The 15,574-nt window shown below is 62.1% G+C and carries 13 protein-coding genes and 1 tRNA gene; 5 read left to right on the plus strand and 9 right to left on the minus strand.

From position 1 onward, the window contains the following. Positions 1-144: 144 nt before the first annotated feature. The 3 genes from AAAX31_RS05780 to AAAX31_RS05790 all read right to left on the minus strand — a co-directional run bounded on the left by AAAX31_RS05780 (position 145) and on the right by AAAX31_RS05790 (position 2,069). Positions 145-1,077: a DUF4268 domain-containing protein gene (locus tag AAAX31_RS05780; protein WP_349076515.1), complete on the minus strand. Its 933-nt coding sequence runs from the start codon at positions 1,075-1,077 to the stop codon at positions 145-147. Positions 1,078-1,270: 193 nt separating this feature from the next. Continuing rightward, the gene (locus AAAX31_RS05785) at positions 1,271-1,393 is read right to left on the minus strand and encodes a hypothetical protein (protein ID WP_349076516.1); all 123 of its coding nucleotides are present in this window, start codon (positions 1,391-1,393) and stop codon (positions 1,271-1,273) included. Positions 1,394-1,992: 599 nt separating this feature from the next. Further along, positions 1,993-2,069, minus strand: a tRNA-Met gene (locus AAAX31_RS05790). A 196-nt stretch (positions 2,070-2,265) separates the two neighbouring features. Here AAAX31_RS05790 and AAAX31_RS05795 point away from each other — a divergent pair. Further along, entirely contained in the window at positions 2,266-3,039 is a 774-nt protein-coding gene (locus tag AAAX31_RS05795) for a type III pantothenate kinase (RefSeq protein ID WP_158557001.1), read from the plus strand. 20 nt (positions 3,040-3,059) lie between these two features. Here the strand turns inward: AAAX31_RS05795 and AAAX31_RS05800 are convergent, their stop codons facing one another. From AAAX31_RS05800 to AAAX31_RS05810, 3 genes are all read right to left on the minus strand, one after another. Further along, a complete protein-coding gene (locus tag AAAX31_RS05800; RefSeq protein ID WP_117769759.1) occupies positions 3,060-3,761 on the minus strand; it encodes a hypothetical protein in 702 nt (233 codons plus the stop codon). Beyond that, positions 3,762-5,504, minus strand: a complete 1,743-nt coding sequence (gene folP / locus AAAX31_RS05805; protein WP_117769758.1) for a dihydropteroate synthase — start codon at positions 5,502-5,504, stop codon at positions 3,762-3,764. 95 nt (positions 5,505-5,599) lie between these two features. Beyond that, positions 5,600-6,352 carry an NAD-dependent protein deacylase gene (locus tag AAAX31_RS05810; RefSeq protein ID WP_117848374.1) on the minus strand — a complete coding sequence of 251 codons (753 nt, stop codon included), beginning with the start codon at positions 6,350-6,352 and terminating at the stop codon, positions 5,600-5,602. 135 nt (positions 6,353-6,487) lie between these two features. Here AAAX31_RS05810 and AAAX31_RS05815 point away from each other — a divergent pair, with 135 nt between their 5' ends. Continuing rightward, positions 6,488-7,306, plus strand: coding sequence for an exodeoxyribonuclease III (locus AAAX31_RS05815; RefSeq protein ID WP_117848375.1), 819 nt, complete (start codon positions 6,488-6,490; stop codon positions 7,304-7,306). A gap of 539 nt (positions 7,307-7,845) precedes the next feature. Here the strand turns inward: AAAX31_RS05815 and AAAX31_RS05820 are convergent. From AAAX31_RS05820 to AAAX31_RS05830, 3 genes are read right to left on the minus strand one after another with little or no spacing between them, the layout of a single operon-like run. Beyond that, positions 7,846-8,559: a DUF6580 family putative transport protein gene (locus AAAX31_RS05820; protein ID WP_117769755.1), complete on the minus strand. Its 714-nt coding sequence runs from the start codon at positions 8,557-8,559 to the stop codon at positions 7,846-7,848. Between the two features lie 4 nt (positions 8,560-8,563). Then, on the minus strand, positions 8,564-10,207 hold the full coding sequence (locus AAAX31_RS05825; protein WP_271737776.1) for an ABC transporter ATP-binding protein: 1,644 nt from the start codon (positions 10,205-10,207) through the stop codon (positions 8,564-8,566). Continuing rightward, entirely contained in the window at positions 10,207-11,094 is an 888-nt protein-coding gene (locus tag AAAX31_RS05830) for an energy-coupling factor transporter transmembrane component T (RefSeq protein WP_271737777.1), read from the minus strand. The genes AAAX31_RS05825 and AAAX31_RS05830 overlap by 1 nt, the downstream gene beginning before the upstream one ends. 199 nt (positions 11,095-11,293) lie before the next feature. Between AAAX31_RS05830 and glmU the strand changes: the two genes are divergently transcribed. The 3 genes from glmU to AAAX31_RS05845 all read left to right on the plus strand — a co-directional run bounded on the left by glmU (position 11,294) and on the right by AAAX31_RS05845 (position 15,464). Further along, on the plus strand, positions 11,294-12,706 hold the full coding sequence (glmU, locus tag AAAX31_RS05835) for a bifunctional UDP-N-acetylglucosamine diphosphorylase/glucosamine-1-phosphate N-acetyltransferase GlmU (RefSeq protein ID WP_349076520.1): 1,413 nt from the start codon (positions 11,294-11,296) through the stop codon (positions 12,704-12,706). Between the two features lie 192 nt (positions 12,707-12,898). Continuing rightward, complete coding sequence (locus tag AAAX31_RS05840; RefSeq protein ID WP_117769752.1) at positions 12,899-13,885, plus strand: ribose-phosphate pyrophosphokinase; 987 nt, start codon at positions 12,899-12,901, stop codon at positions 13,883-13,885. Positions 13,886-14,336: 451 nt separating this feature from the next. Then, positions 14,337-15,464 carry a hypothetical protein gene (locus tag AAAX31_RS05845; protein WP_117769751.1) on the plus strand — a complete coding sequence of 376 codons (1,128 nt, stop codon included), beginning with the start codon at positions 14,337-14,339 and terminating at the stop codon, positions 15,462-15,464. Positions 15,465-15,574: the final 110 nt, after the last annotated feature.

The raw sequence follows: 15,574 nt of genomic DNA on the forward strand, positions 1-15,574 counted from the left end.
CGCGCGGCCGTGCCCCTCGTCGTGCAGCTCTGCCGCTCGCAGTCTCATTCCGACGTCGTACAAAGCGTTTCCAGCCATAAAAAGGCCTCCCATTTCTTGTGTCCAAGAAATGGGAGGCAGTTCATATGAACTGCCGGGGCGTTTTTAGAGCCCGATCTCCGCGATTACCTTTTTCATCTCGATGGCCCATCCGAGCTGTTCCTCGATATACTGGGGCCATGCGTCCTGGTGGCCCTTGATGGGGTGACCCGCCTTGTAGAAGCGCAGTCCCGAGGCCTTTTTCGCATCGAAGGGTGCCGCCGTCAGCCCGAGGTGCTCCTCGAAGACCCCACCGTTGGCGATGGCGCGGTGCCCGATTTCCTTGTCGTCGTCTACGTACAGCTCGATGCCCGTGCGGCCCTTGTGCGTATCGATGAGCAGGGCGAGATGGTACGCCGAGACCCCCAGGCGAAGCGTCGACCAATGGTCCTTGCTGGGCTTCTGCGGGCTGAACTCCTTGAGGAACTCCGGATGGCCGCCCGCCACCTCGCGGTAGGCCGTCCAGTACGCCAGCTTGACCTTTTCGGTCTCGCTGAGCCCCTCGGAGAGTTTCACGGTCTTGGTCCACTCGTTCGGCTGCTCGACCACGCCGAAGCGCGGGGCGGGCAGGGAGTCCCCGATCTTCCAGAGCTCGACCTCGACCAGGAAGAACCCGAAGTCGCTGTCGGTGTGCTGGTTGAGCCACTCGATGGCCTGGCGGTGCTCGTCGCGGGCGCGCGCCACGACCCAGATGACGACCTCGGCGCCCTTGCCGGCGGCGTACGTGATCACCTTGCCGAGATGGTCGTGGTTGGTGTCCTCGAGCTGGTTCTCGATGATCACCTTGCGGCCCGTACCGGACTCCTGCGCGTAGATGTCCACGTTGAACGATCCGACCGAGGACTCCGTCTCTATGAGCTCGAGCTCGATTCCGACCGCCATCCCGAGGGTTGCGAGGTTCTGCTCCTCGGCCAGCCACTTGGTGAAGTCGTGGGCCTCATGCGGCCACACCTCGCGCAGGGGGACCTTTTGAATGGTGTCCAGGTTATAAGTCTTCATCCGTCACCCTCTCGACCGATAATCTGGCACCATTGTAGAGCCTCTCGCCATCAAACGACCGTAGCAGGAGCCACGACGCTCGTCGACGTCCTTCAGCTCGCACGGGTACACGAATAGCAAAATATATCTCTTCTTAGTCATGCGGTTTCCCTTCCCTTGAAAAACGAACCACTCGATCCGCGGAGAGGCGCTATCAGGTGCCGTTCGTCAACGCCGCGGCGATTATGTCGCTGTCCGTGAAGACGAAACTGATGAGCTCATCTTCCCAAGGCTCGCGCTCCTGCTCCTCCTCGGCCTCCTTGAACGTCATCGGCATCTCGCGCGCTCCCGAAAACTCGTGGCAGATAGCGTAGAGACGAGAGGGCCTATCAGCCCACTTATCAGCCGGTCGGCCAAAAGCGTCGTACTGCCGCAGCCCATCCCCAACATCGCGCCAGATTGTTCGATACCAACCCGTTAACGATAGGATCAAGAGCATCGTAGACCGTATTCATATAGCGACGCCTTTGTTACAGCTCAGATGTCACCATTTTAGATAATGGGCGTAGCGACCCGAATCTCATTTCAGGCCAATTCGACCAAGAGCAATCTACGGTCTTGTAACTGCCTCTTTCCAAATAAGGCCCGCCCCGGTGGGGCCCCACCCATGCCCACGGCATAGGCCCGCCAGAGCTAGAGGAACTTCGTCATTCTTGTCTGGTAGCTCTCAAATAAAGCGCAGAAAGTGTGGAGGAGCGCCGAACGGTCCTGCTGAACTCGTCGCCAACCGGCGTCAACCAGTGTGGAGATGGTTCAAGCAGGCAACCTGTTCGAAAAATGCCGTTATTAATTGATTTCGACCAAAATTCGACCAAGATTGAAAGTCAAAAAAGAAAACAGCCCAGAGGAACAATGCCTCTGAGCTGCTAAAAGTCTTGGTCGCGGGGGCAGGATTTGAACCTACGACCTCCGGGTTATGAGCCCGGCGAGCTACCAGACTGCTCCACCCCGCAATGTCTGGGCGCCTCATGTGCGCAAGAAAGAATATTACGCGGGAGTTCGGTAAACGGCAAGGAAAATCTCGTAGAGCATAATTCCTTCATATTTAAACCCCTCAGCCCCTATCACCGTAAACGAATCGCAGCCGAGCGCCGTCGACGGCACGTATACAATGGTGCGCGTCCTTTTATGCCGACACCGGGAGTAGACATGCTGCTCGCTATCGATATGGGAAACACGCAGACGGCCATGGGCCTGTTTGACGGAGACGAGCTGGTGCAGTCGTGGCGCATGCCCACCGACCGCTCCTATACCGCCGACGAGATCCATGTGCGCCTGATGGGTTTCTTTAAGATGTACGGCCTTTCGCTCGATGCGGTCGACGCGATCGCCTTTGCGGGCGTGGTGCCGCAGCTCTCGCGCGAGTGGCACGCCGTGGCCGACCGCATTGCCGCGGACGCCATCGTCATCGGGCCGCAGACGGCCGCCGTAACCAAGCTGCGGGCGGCGCGCCCCCAGGCCGTTGGTGCCGACCGCATCGCCAACGCCGTCGCTGCCGAGACCTTCTATGGCGCGCCGGCGATCGTGGTGGACTTTGGCACCGCGACCAATATCGACGTCATCGATGAGGACGGTTATTACATTGGCGGAGCGATCGCGCCGGGCATTCGCATCTCCATGGACGCGCTTGCCGCCCGTGCCGCCAAGCTCGCCAGCGTGCCGCTCGAGGCGCCCGAGCACGCCATCGGCCGCGATACCGAGGAGTGCATCAAGGTCGGCGCCGTAACGGGCGCCGCCGCCATGGCTGAGGGCCTGGTCGCGCGCATGAAGCGCGAGCTGGGCCGCGAGGATGCCACCGTTATCGCCACGGGCGGTCTCGCCAGCATCGTCGCCGATTCGACCGACGCCTTCGACATAGTCGACGGCCAACTCACCATCAAAGGCATCTGCGAAATCTACCGCCGCATGCAGGAGTTAGCGTAGGCTCTGGCGAAGCCGAGACGTTACAGCCCGCGAATTCGTACAGCCTCGGGCGGAAACTCCTGCTCGCCGGCATCGGTCTTGATGGTCGCGCGGCCCCAGATGTCCAGGCCCGCAAACACACCGACCGCAAGCGGCAAGCCGTTGGGAGACACCGCCGCAACCTGGCGGCCCAGCAGCGGCACCATGTCGAAGTACTCGCCCAGCACGGGAGCCAGCGGCCCTGCGGCGCCTTGCGGCGTGTTGGCAACAACCGCCCAGGCGTCCACGCGGGCCAGCACGGCGGCGGCCAGCGTCTCGACCAGCGCTTCGTCAGCCACGTCCACACCAAGCTCGCTCAGCGCCGAACGCTCAATATCCACCGTCACGGCACCGAACATGCCCGCAGCACCGGCACCGCCGTTCACGGCAACACGCGCGAGCGACGTCTCAAACGCAGGCGCACCGCACACGATATCGCTCGGCCACTGGATACCCACCTTACCGGCAAGGCCCAACCCCGGCGTCGAAGCCGTGCCCACAAGCGCGTCCATCATGCCCATAGCCGCCACAAACGGCAGGCCGTGGAAGGCATGCATGTTCACATCGGGGCGCACGACCAGCGAAAACATCAGCGATGCATCGCCCGCGCTCCACGCGCACCAGCCCGCGGACATGCCCTCGCGGCCCGCGTCGCGCGCCGCGTCGAGCTCGGTGCCAGCGGCAACAGCATTCATCTCGATCATCTACATACGCCCCAATTCGCCCACGATATGGCCCACGCGGTCCTCGGGCTCCTTGACCTCGACGCCGTTGTAGCGGAAGAACCGCGCCGGGTCGTGCATCAGGTCCTCGAGCGGCACCAGCACAAAATCGCGTTCGCCGATCAGCGGATGCGGCAGGCGCAGCTTTTTGCCGCCGTGGGTCTCGCCGTCCATCCACAGCAGGTCCAGGTCGATGGTGCGCGGACCGTTGGCCTTGGCCTTTTTGGAGCGGTCGCGCCCCAGCTCGACCTCGATCTTCATGAGCTCGTCGAGCAGCACCAACGGCGCCAGCTCGGTCTTAATCTCGATGACAGCGTTGGCAAACGCGTCCTGGCGCGTCTCGTAGGCCGGCTCGCTCTCGTAGATCTTGGAGGAGTTGGACACGCAGGTGAGCGGAATCTCGGCGATCATGTCGCGCGCGGCGCGGATGTTGTCGCAACGATGCCCCAGGTTGGAGCCCACGGCCACAAACGCACGGCGCGGCTGCGGCTTGGCGACGGCCCAGTAACCGTTCAGGAACTGCGCAAAACCCGCGGCGTCGTGCACGCGCACGATGTTGGCACCGGCCTGGATGGCGCCCAGGCACACGCCAAACGTGGCGGCATCGCGCGCGGCGGCCTCGGTCACGCCCGAGACAGCGCCCACAAAACGCTTGCGCGACACGGCGCACATGAGCGGATAGCCCAGTGACGCCATCTTGGCAGTCTCGCGCTGGATGACGATGTCCTCGTTAGCCGACTTACCAAAGCCCGGGCCAGGATCGATGCAGATGCGGTCGCGCGACACGCCGGCATGGATGAGTGTGCGGGCCTGGTCGGACAGAAAGCCCATGACGCGGCGCATGATGGGCGCCGAATCGGGCAGGGTAAAGCGGCGGAGCTGAGAGGTGGGCACGTAGGCCTCCTCGCGGCGGGCGCTGCGGCGCATCATGGCGGCCAGGCGGTCATTGGACTCCGATTCGGCCTCGGTGGCTGCGGGCGCGGCCTCGGGTGCGGGCGCGACGGTCTCGGCGGCAGCAGCCCGCTCGGCGGCGGGCGTCTCCTGCTCGCTTGCAGGCTCGGACGTGGGCTCCGGCTCGCCAAACGGCAGTGAGGGCTGTACCACACCGCCCGGAAGCTTGGCCTCAACCTTGGGCTCGCCCAGCAACTTGCCGCGACGGCGACGGGCCGGCTTCTCGGCCTCGCGCGCGGCCTCGGCAGCCGCTTCGCGTGCCTTCTCGGCAACAAACGCCGCAGCCGAGGTATCGAGCTGCACCGTTGCGTGCGTGCGGGCGGGCGCGGCGACCTCGCCGGCATGCATCACGATGACGCCGCAGGTGCTCGTCTTAACGAACTCGACCATCTTGGGATCAGTGAAGCCCGTCACGTCGTTGACGATCGAGGCGCCGCAGCGCACGGCCGCCTTGGCAACCGCCACATGACGCGTGTCGATCGAGACGATGGCGCCCTCCTTGGCCAGCGCGCGCACCACGGGCAGCACGCGGCGAGCCTCCTCGTCGGGGTTGACCGGGGTAAAACCAGGGCGCGTGGACTCGCCGCCCACGTCGATGATGTCGGCGCCGGCGTCGAGCATCGCCAGGCCGTACTCGATGGCGGCATCGGGGTCGAAGTGCTCCCCGCCATCGCTAAACGAATCGGGCGTCACGTTGAGGACGCCCATGATGCGCGGACGGTCAAAGCTGAGCTCGTACTTTCCGCACCGCCATGTCTTGCTGTCGTTCGCCATGAGCATCCTCCTAAAATGCCCACGCCGCCGAGCTTGGGGAGCTGGCGGCGGGGTCGCTTTGCACTCAGTCTTTCTATTGTATCCGCGCGCGCGGGCTAGAACGCAAACGTGGCCGCGATGTCGCAAGAAATCAGCAGGTCGGCATTTGCATCCTGATCGGTGGGAGCAAGGTTGCATATGGCCAGCGTATCGCCGGTAAAGTATCGCGTAAGGCCTGCCGCCGGATACACCACGAGCGAGGTCCCGCCTACAATGAGGGCATCGGCCGCGGCGATGGCGGCAACGGCACCGGTCAACACATGCTCGTCGAGCGGCTCTTCGTAGAGCACTACATCGGGCTTGATGCGGCCGCCGCACGCGGGGCACGCAGGCACGCCCGCGGCATCCTCGTGCTCGCGCGAGCAAATCCACTCGGCGCTATAGACCGCGCCGCACGACTGGCAAATGTTGCGATGGACCGATCCGTGCAGCTCGAACACGCGCTGTGAGCCGGCCATCTGATGCAGGCCGTCGATATTTTGCGTCACTACGGCGTCGAGCTTGCCGGCGCGCTCCAGCTCGGCTAGCTTGGTGTGGCAGCGGTTGGGCTTAGCGTTAAGCGCGATCATCTTGGTGCGGTAAAAGTCGAAGAACTCGGCAGGATGCGCCTCGTAAAAGCTATGCGACAGCATGGTCTCGGGCGGATAGGCAAACTGCTGGTGATACAGGCCGTCCACACTGCGGAAATCGGGGATGCCACTTGCCGTGGAAACACCAGCGCCGCCAAAGAAGACCACGCGCTTGTGGGTGTCAAACAGATCCGCCAGCGCGGCGGAGGCCTGCCTGGGGTCCGATATTGCCTGCGTCATATGAGTCCTCCGTCCTTGTTAGTCGGGCAGCGTTGGGCGACGTCCCAGCATGCGGCCTTTGAGTCAGCATGCGCGGAGCCCACCCCGCCCCTGTTGCGTTAATCTTAAGCCTGCCAACCCCGTCGAAAGGACACCATGCCTCAGACTTACACCTTTGCCTCGTGGAACGTTAACGGCCTGCGCGCCGTGCTCAAAAAGGACCCGAGCTTTATTCAGATCGCGCAAGAACTCGACGTCGACATCTTGGCGCTGCAGGAGACCAAGCTGCAAGAGGGTCAGGTCGATATTGACCTGCCCGGCTATCACCAAACCTGGAGCTACGCCGAGCGTAAAGGCTATTCGGGCACTGCGGTCTTTAGCCGCCAGGAACCGCTGCGCGTGCTGCACGCCGACGCGCTGCTACCCTACGCCGGCGAGGGCGAGGCGGCCGAGCTCGTCGCCCAAGCCGCAACCGAGGGCCGCGTCTGCGCGCTCGAGTTCGACAAGTTTTGGTTCGTGGATGTCTACACGCCCAACGCCCAAAATGAGCTCGCGCGCATCGATGTACGCATGGCCTGGGACGATGCCTATCGCGGCTTTTTGAGCGCACTTGAGCGCGAGACCGGCAAGCCCGTCGTAACCTGCGGCGACTTTAACGTGGCGCACGAGGAGATCGACCTTAAGAACCCCAAGTCCAACCGCGGCAACGCCGGTTTTTCGGACGAGGAGCGCGGCAAGTTTACCGAGCTGCTCAACGCCGGGTTTACCGATACCTGGCGCGCGGCAAACCCCGACGTCGAGGGCGTCTACAGCTGGTGGAGCTACCGCTTTAATGCCCGCAAGAACAACGCAGGCTGGCGCATCGACTACTTCCTGGTAAGCGACGCAATCGCCGACAACGTACGCGACACCGGCATCCGCGGCGACATCTTCGGCAGCGACCACTGCCCCGTCACCCTCACGCTAGAGCTCTAGCCCCCAAATGATCCCCCGGGGACGAAGGAATACAGATCACTTTTGCCCGCGCAAGGGGCGCCCGCGTGACCCCGTCCGCCACGAAACCAGCCCATCTACTACGTTTAAGCCACTACCCTCAACCACAGCGAACAACGCAAAAAGAAAACCGCAGGTAGAAAGCCTGCGGTTTTTCATAAAACGCGGTCATGGTCGGGGGTATCAAGCTAAACGTAGTAGATGGGCCAGTTTCGTGGCAAGCGCCGTCAACTGATTTCCTGGGGACATCTGGGGACGGAAGAAAATGGATCAATTTGGCTCTCTGGGGGCCACGATGCCCGTCGTATCAGCCGGCCATTTTAAAACTATGCCGGTTTACGGGGCTGAATCGCGAACCCCCAGCCATGCGCAATTCCGTAATAATAAAACCGCAGGTAAACGGCTTGCTCTATTTTGAAAAAAGCCGGTATGGTCGGCCTGCGCCAATCTAGCCCCGTAAACCGGCATAGTTTTAAAATGGCACTTCGGCAGTATTGATTCCCGCTCCGACGCAACCAGCCTTACAGCCCGTATTTCACGACGACACGGTTAATGCGGCGACACCAGGGCTTGTACAGGGCGACCAAGAACACGCAGGTCGCGAGGCCGTGTGTGATATCGAACGGCACCGCCGTGGCAAGACGCGCCACGGCACCCGCCCAGGTAAGCGGCTGCACAAAACCAATGATGTCATACGCGTTGATCACGACGCCATAGAGCAGGCCCGACGCAAAGCCGTACGCCAGCAGTGCTGGCATGCGCACGGTGCCGTCGGCGCGGTCGAACGCACCCGCATACGTCAGCGCACCGCCAACGTATCCCACGAGCCCCCAAGCATACATCTGCCACGGCGTCCACATGCCCTGTCCAAAAAAGAAATTGCTGGTCAGCGCCGCCAGCGCGCCAACCATAAAACCATTGCGGCGACCAAGCGTCGCCCCCGCGATAATGGCGATGGCGCTCACCGGTTTAAAGTCGGGAATGGGCCCAAACAGGATGCGCCCCGCCGCCGCCAGCACCGCCAGCACCAGCGTGGGCATAATCTGGCGCAAACCCGGACGAGATGCCTCGTAACCCGCAAAGAACAGCGCAAGCACCAACGCCACCACAACCAGCATGGCCAACGCTGCCTGCTCAACACCCGCCAGCAACGCGGCAGCCATCACCGCCGGCACCGCCAACAACAGCGGGATCTCCAGTTTTGCAAGCAAACGCGAGAAACGACAGTCCGTCATCCCATCACGCCCTATAGAACACGTTGTCGGCAAAGAAGTCGGCCGGCGGCTCCATGCAGGCAATCTCGCCGTCAAACATCATGGCGACGTCGTCGGCTACCTGCTCGGCAAAGTCCAAATCGTGCGTAGCCATGATGACGGTGCCGCCAGCCTTCGCATGGTCACGCAGGGCGCGGGCGATGATGCGGCGGCTGAACAGGTCTAGACCCTTGGTGGGCTCATCGAGCAATAGCAGTTCGGGGCCGATTAGCAGCAGTTTTGCCAATGCAAGCAGTTGACGCTGCCCGCCCGAAAGATCGTACGGATGGCGTCCATCCAGACCCGACAACCCCAAGCTCGCCGCACGCTCCCGCGCCAAGTTCTCGTCATATCCGCAGGTCGAGGCCCATTCCATCAGCTCATCGCGAACCGTCTCGGCAACCAGCAATGCTTTGGGATTCTGAGGCAGCAGCGCCGCCGAGGCCGCTCCGCGCACCATGCGGCCGCGCTGCAGCTTGGCGGTCTTCGCCAGCACCGAGAGCATCGTCGACTTGCCGCAGCCGTTACCGCCAACAACCGCATGCACCGCACCGGCCGAAAACGACGCATCGAGCCCACGCAACACCCAGCCGGACGCTCGATCGTAGCGAAACCAACCTTCCGACAGGATGGTAGCCGACCCAGCGTGCATTTTTTGGAGTATTCTACTTCCATCCGTGCGCGAGAAGGCTTCCAAGCCGTTCTCGAGCGACGTTTGCGCCACAAATTCGGACGATTTGTCCAATTCTGAACTTTTTTTCGCGCTCGATACGTCCCCGGGCGGCTCCAGAGAGCCCAAATTGTCCTCACGCCTGCTGAATACTCCGTTTTTTGCACATCGGATGGCACCCCACCCCAACGTGTCATCGGAAAACAGCGATTCTCGGCGTCCCAAAGATGCCATATCCGCCGCCTCGCGCACGCGGCCATCCTCAATCCGGTACGCACACGTCGCGTATTCGAGCATTGGGCGCGGCTGATGCGTCGCCACAACAACCGTGCAGCCCAGCTCGCGATTTACACGAAACAGCGCGTGCAGGAAATTCTTCTCCGCAACCGGATCAAGCTGAGACGTGGGCTCGTCGAGTAGCAGCACACGCGGACGCAGCGCCAGGACGGCGGCAAGCGACAGCAGCTGCTTGCGGCCACCCGAAAGCGTATCGGTATCACGATGAAGCCAGTCCTCCAGACCAAAGAAATAGCTGGTCTCGGCAACACGGCGGCGCATCTCGTCGCGCGACACACCCAGATTCTCTAGGCCAAACGCCATCTCATGCCACACGGTCTCGCACACAATCTGGTTCTCGGGATCCTGGAACACATAGCCCACGCGCTCCGCCGATGCCCGCACGTCCATGTCGGCAACGTTCTCGCCCAGCACGCGCAGTTCGCCAGTGCGCTCGCCCGCCGGCGCGATCTCGGGCTTGAGCAGCGACAGCAGCGTCGACTTACCCGATCCGGTACCGCCAACAAGCAACGCAAATGCACCTTGGGGAACAGACCAGTCGAGCCCCTCGAGCACCGCAGCATCAGCATCGGGGTAGGCAAAACTAAGGCCTCGCACCTCAATCGCCGGCGCGGCCGAGCCATATGCCACACCCGCCGCCGGGCCCCTATCCAACCGAGCCATCAGCCAAACCTCTTCTCATCAATCGCGTGCAACACGCAAGGCAGCACCATCCAGGCAGCGTACACGACATAGCCCGGCCACGGCGCCGGCACCGAGAGCTGCGGATAAAACGAATACTGCGTCGTCGCGGTCGCCGCCACGGCCACCGCGGCGGCACCAAACAGCGCGAGCCCGACCAGCGCGGCAACGTCGCTGCGCCCCAGTCGATACCGCGCATACGTCGTACGACGTGTCGCGGCACCCCACCCGCGCGAGCGCATCGCGTCCGCGCGCTCCAGCGAATCTTCCATGCCCCAGCCCATCAACACGCTCGACGCCCGCAGGTGCGATCGCACGGGATCGGTGGGCGCGCGGCCCGGCACATCAATCGCATCCTGCACCGCCAGCACCGTACGACCGCGGCGCAAAAACTGCGGGATAAGCCTCATGCACATCGAGATCATGAGCGCAATCACCGGTGCGGCATTGCCCAGCAGCGCGAGTACCTTGTCGTATTCGAGCATCGACGCCGCGGCCTCAAACCACAGCACGCTCGCCACAAACAGCCCGCCCATGCACAGGCCGTATACCATGCTCTCCAGATACACCGCGCGCATGCCAATACGGAACAGCTCCGTCGAGCCCGAGGCGCTAAACAGCGGATTGACCAGCGCGATAATCAAAATCACCGGCAGCTGCCAGCGAAGTGCGCCCAGCGTGCGGGCAGCCCCACGCGTCGCAAATCCATACGCCAGCCCGCCCGCAAGCGACAGCGCAATCAGCACCGGCTGCATCGAGAACATGGTGAGCCCCAGCGTCAGCACTATATAGAGTGCCGGCACAGCCGGATGCGACATCGAGAACGCCGCGACGGGCTCGCCGCCAAACTCCTCTTGTATGTTGTCCACGGGCACCCCCGTCCCCTCGCTCAAACGACAGCTCCGCAGCACCGCCAACGCCGCACGCAAGCAGCGCAAACGCCACGCCGGCGGCGCAAGCCTCAACCGCCGCAAACCAATCGCTACGCGCTCAACATATGCCTGCGGTATCATATTGCGCCGTGTATCGTTTCCAAACACACGTCTCTATAACGTAACAGGAGATCACATGGACGCAACCGCAATTATCCTCGCCGCCGGCGAGGGCACCCGCATGAAGTCGAACCACTGCAAGGTTTCGCACAAGATCCTGGGTAAGCCCATGGTCCAGTGGATCGTCGACGCCACCATCAAGGCCGGCTGCAGCCGCGTCGTGGTCGTCATCGGCAGCCACGCCGACGAGATGCGCGCCCTTATCGACGGCGCCTACGCCAACAGCGCCACCAAGGTCGAGTGCGTCGAGCAGACCGAGCGCCTGGGCACCGGCCACGCCGTAAAGGTCGCGCTCGAGGCCTGCGGCATCGCCGAGGGCCCGGTCGTCGTGCTCAACGGCGACCTGCCGCTCATCACCGCCGACACCGTCGCCAAGTTCGCGCAGACCGTCGCTACCGGCGAGCTCGCCTGCACCGTCATGACCATGACCCCGCCCGACCCCTTCGGCTACGGCCGCATCAAGCTGGGTGCCGACGGCCAGATTGAGCGCATCATCGAGCAGAAGGACTGCACGCCCGAGCAGGCCGCCACGCTGCTCGAGTGCAACGCCGGCTGCTACGCCTTCGACGGCGCGCAGCTCGCCGCCCACATCGACGAGATTGGCAACGACAACGCACAATCCGAGTACTATCTGCCCGACATGCTCGAGATCCTCAAAGGCCACGGCCAGGCAGTCTCCATCTTCCACTGTGACGACTACCGCGACGGCCTGGGCGTCAACAGCCGCATCCAGCTCGCACAGCTTACCGCCATCGCGCGCGACCGCATCAACGAGCATTGGATGGCCGAGGGCGTTACCTTCATCGACCCCACGCAGGCCTGGATCGGCCCCGACGCTACCATCGGCCGCGACACCGTCGTGTGGCCGCAGACGCATCTGATCGGCCACGTCACCGTGGGCGAGGAGTGCCAGCTCGGCCCCAACAGCCGCCTCACCGACACCACCGTCGGCAGCGGCTGCACCATCGATGAGACCATCGCCATCGAGGCCGTCATCGAGAACGGCGTCGACTGCGGCCCGCGCGCCTACCTGCGCCCGGGCACCCACATGCTCGACGGCTCCAAGGCCGGCACGCACGTGGAGATCAAGAAGTCCACGATCGGCGAGGGCTCCAAGGTGCCGCACCTGTCCTACATCGGCGACACCACCATGGGCTCCGGCGTCAACGTGGGCGCGGGCTCCATCACCTGCAACTACGACGGCGTCCACAAGCACAAGACCGTCATCGGCAAGGACGCCTTCATTGGCTCCGACACCATGATGGTCGCACCCGCCCAGATCGGCGACGGCGCGCTCGTGGCCGCCGGCTCCGTCATCACCGATCCGGTCCCGGCTGACGCACTCGGCCTGGGCCGCGCCCGTCAGGTAAATATTGAGGGCTGGGCCGCCGATTATCGCCGCCGTCTGCACGAGGACGACGAGGTATAACGTTTTACCAAGCACAAAAGGAGCTGTTCCATGGGGGCGGCTCCTTTTTCTATCGTGACCTGCGCAACCGGATGAGTGGTCGGTTCGTGTCCGTTGGCGGTAAAGACGTTATCAGGACCCGATAAACCCCGCCGCGCGGTTACAATGCAACAAGGCATCTATATGGCATTCGATGTATAAAGGAGAAGGGTAATGCCGATTAATGATCCCGAGAAGTCGGAGAATATGCGCAAGTCCATCCGCGTGTATTCCGGTTCCTCCAACCGTCCCCTCGCTCAGAAGATTGCTGAGTACCTTGGGGTCGAGCTTTCGGGCCTTACGCTAAAGCAGTTCGCCAATGGTGAGATTTACGCCCGCTACGACGAGACCGTCCGCGGCGCCGACGTCTTCCTGATTCAGTCCGTGGCCGGCGGCAACGTCAACGACATGCTCATGGAGCTGCTCATCGCCACCGACGCTGCCAAGCGCGCATCCGCCCGCTCCATCACCGCCGTTATCACCCACTACGGCTATGCCCGCCAGGACCGCAAGGCCGGCCCGCGCGAGCCCATCACCGCCCGCCTCGTCGCCAACCTGCTCGAGCGCGCCGGCGTCGACCGCATCATCACCCTCGACCTGCACCAGGGTCAGATCCAGGGCTTCTTCGATATCCCGGTCAACCACCTGTCCGCACTGCCGCTGTTTGGCCAGTACTACAACGCCATGAACTTCGACACCGACAACCTGGTTGTCGTCTCCCCCGATGTGGGCCGCGCCAAGGCCGCCAAGAAGCTGTCCGACATGCTCGGCTGCGACCTGGCCATCGCCCACAAGGGCCGTCCGCGCCACAACGCCGCCGAGGTCATGGGCATCATCGGTGACATCAAGGGCAAGACCTGCATCATCAACGACGACATGATCGACACCGCTGGCACCCTGTGCGCCAACGTCAAGGAGCTCAAGGCTATGGGCGCTGGCGATATCTACGTCTGCGCCACCCACGGTATCTTCTCCGGTCCGGCCATCGAGCGTCTGAACGACGCCCCGATCGTCGAGTGCGTCGTCACCGACGCCATTCCCGTCGAGGTCGGCGGCAAGATCAAGACCATCTCGGTCGCCGAGGAGTTCGCTCAGGCCATCTCCGCCGTTTACCACGAGGAGCCCGTCTCCACGCTCGTCGGCGGCGACTTCGCGCTGTAATCCAACGCGCATCGCATCATCTTTGATGCTTTTAAAGGGTCGGAAGCTCGCTTCCGACCCTTTTTCTATCCCTCGTCAACCCGCCCTGGACAATTAGTTCAGATACGTATTTTTCTAAAGCTCCAAAGGACCGTTCGGAGCCTTCTGACCTCCCCGGCGCATGCCATGCCGTCCAAAGCTCATCGTTTTCGAGTACAACCGCTGCATATTTATCCTCAAATCGCCCTCAAAGGCCCTTAGAAACGCCTCGAACGCCGCTGCCTTATACGTATCTGAACTAACTGTCCAGCAGCTATCGTCAACCTTCGCGGCAGAGCTCAATTTCCTGCAATCCCCTCAACCGATTCCACCGAATTCATAACACCCAGCCGTTCATGGCGCGCAGCGCCCCGCTGAGCGAAAAGAACGGTATGGCGGTCGCATTCTGCCGCCAACTTAGTACGTTATAGCTATGACGACCGTGATTTCACATCTCTCCGCCCTCCGCGCAATTCGTCGCGCACGACGGGCGTACTCTGCCCTACCCTGGGACTTCGTTGATAGCGAACAGCAAGCACATGCCTTGGCTAGCTGTATTCCCAACAATGACGCGATAGACTTTGGTGCACTTTCGATACTCGACGCCTGGAATGAAGATGATTCCGAACTGCTCGATCTTCTCGTTTCAAACGAAGACAACAGACGCCGCGACAGGCGACTTCTTCAGCATATTCTCTCCGCTCCTCTTCCTGAAGGTGCAATTATGCACGTCGAGGCCGACATCTACGCAACGTCTCCCGCCATGACAGCCATGCTTTGTTCCAAAAATGAATCAGTCGCCAAAACCCTGATGCTTCTCATGGAACTGCTCGGAACCTACTCCCTTCCTCCCGGGGCAACATACCCCATTGCCTATGACGGCATCTGGCCCGAGGGCGATGACTACGAAGCGATGGACGACCTCGATTGCCGGGGCGACCAGTCGGCGACCGAACAGCAGAACGAAACCCGCTACGAACAGGCACACTACAAATGCGAGCCCGCCACGACCATCGAAGATCTCGAGGCTGTTGCACAGCTTGCCAAAAGTAGCTCATACACATCGTTTCGCACGGCAGTCAAACTTGCCCGACCCGGATCTGCATCCCCAGCCGAATCCCTAATGTTTGCCGTTCTCGGAGCGCCCATGCGCTTTGGAGGATTCGGATGTTGCAGTCTGCCCATGGGAGGCCTGCTACTCAACTATCGAATCGACTTCGACACTCTTGCGGTCAACATGTCCTCGGGCATCCCCTATGCCATCTGCGACCTATATTGCCCGGCAGCCGGAGTCGACAACGAATACAACGGAATTGGGCATGAGCTTCAAAACGCTCGCATCCACGATGGCAATCGAAATAATGGCCTCAAGGCAATGGGCATCCACGTCCTGGTTATCAATCGCGACCAAATGAAAGACCTTGTTGCACTCGAAGCCTTCGCCCAAACGATGCATCGACTCGCGGGAGTCCGATTCCGATACCGTATCAAGGGCTATCGCAAGCGTCAGGCCGCTTGGCTCAACGCTCTGCGGGCTGGAATCGGCCTTGCGGCGGTCTAAACGGCGAATCACCCGCGCGCCGCCGAACAGGACTGGACAGTTAGTTCAGATACGTATAGATGGACACATTGAATTAGGCTGTTTTGCAGCTATCTCTATACCATTCGCCC

This window comes from Collinsella sp. CLA-ER-H5, from assembly GCF_040092375.1.
In the GTDB taxonomy this organism is placed as follows: domain Bacteria; phylum Actinomycetota; class Coriobacteriia; order Coriobacteriales; family Coriobacteriaceae; genus Collinsella.

What these genes read in the sequence shown, in the direction of transcription:
- AAAX31_RS05845 (WP_117769751.1), top strand. Translation starts at nt 14,337, where the DNA reads ATGACGACCGTGATTTCACATCTCTCCGCCCTCCGCGCAATTCGTCGC.
- AAAX31_RS05795 (WP_158557001.1), top strand. Translation starts at nt 2,266, where the DNA reads ATGCTGCTCGCTATCGATATGGGAAACACGCAGACGGCCATGGGCCTG.
- AAAX31_RS05810 (WP_117848374.1), bottom strand. Translation starts at nt 6,352, where the DNA reads ATGACGCAGGCAATATCGGACCCCAGGCAGGCCTCCGCCGCGCTGGCG.
- AAAX31_RS05820 (WP_117769755.1), bottom strand. Translation starts at nt 8,559, where the DNA reads ATGACGGACTGTCGTTTCTCGCGTTTGCTTGCAAAACTGGAGATCCCG.
- AAAX31_RS05840 (WP_117769752.1), top strand. Translation starts at nt 12,899, where the DNA reads ATGCCGATTAATGATCCCGAGAAGTCGGAGAATATGCGCAAGTCCATC.
- AAAX31_RS05800 (WP_117769759.1), bottom strand. Translation starts at nt 3,761, where the DNA reads ATGATCGAGATGAATGCTGTTGCCGCTGGCACCGAGCTCGACGCGGCG.
- AAAX31_RS05825 (WP_271737776.1), bottom strand. Translation starts at nt 10,207, where the DNA reads ATGGCTCGGTTGGATAGGGGCCCGGCGGCGGGTGTGGCATATGGCTCG.
- folP (WP_117769758.1), bottom strand. Translation starts at nt 5,504, where the DNA reads ATGGCGAACGACAGCAAGACATGGCGGTGCGGAAAGTACGAGCTCAGC.
- AAAX31_RS05785 (WP_349076516.1), bottom strand. Translation starts at nt 1,393, where the DNA reads ATGCCGATGACGTTCAAGGAGGCCGAGGAGGAGCAGGAGCGCGAGCCT.
- AAAX31_RS05815 (WP_117848375.1), top strand. Translation starts at nt 6,488, where the DNA reads ATGCCTCAGACTTACACCTTTGCCTCGTGGAACGTTAACGGCCTGCGC.
- glmU (WP_349076520.1), top strand. Translation starts at nt 11,294, where the DNA reads ATGGACGCAACCGCAATTATCCTCGCCGCCGGCGAGGGCACCCGCATG.
- AAAX31_RS05780 (WP_349076515.1), bottom strand. Translation starts at nt 1,077, where the DNA reads ATGAAGACTTATAACCTGGACACCATTCAAAAGGTCCCCCTGCGCGAG.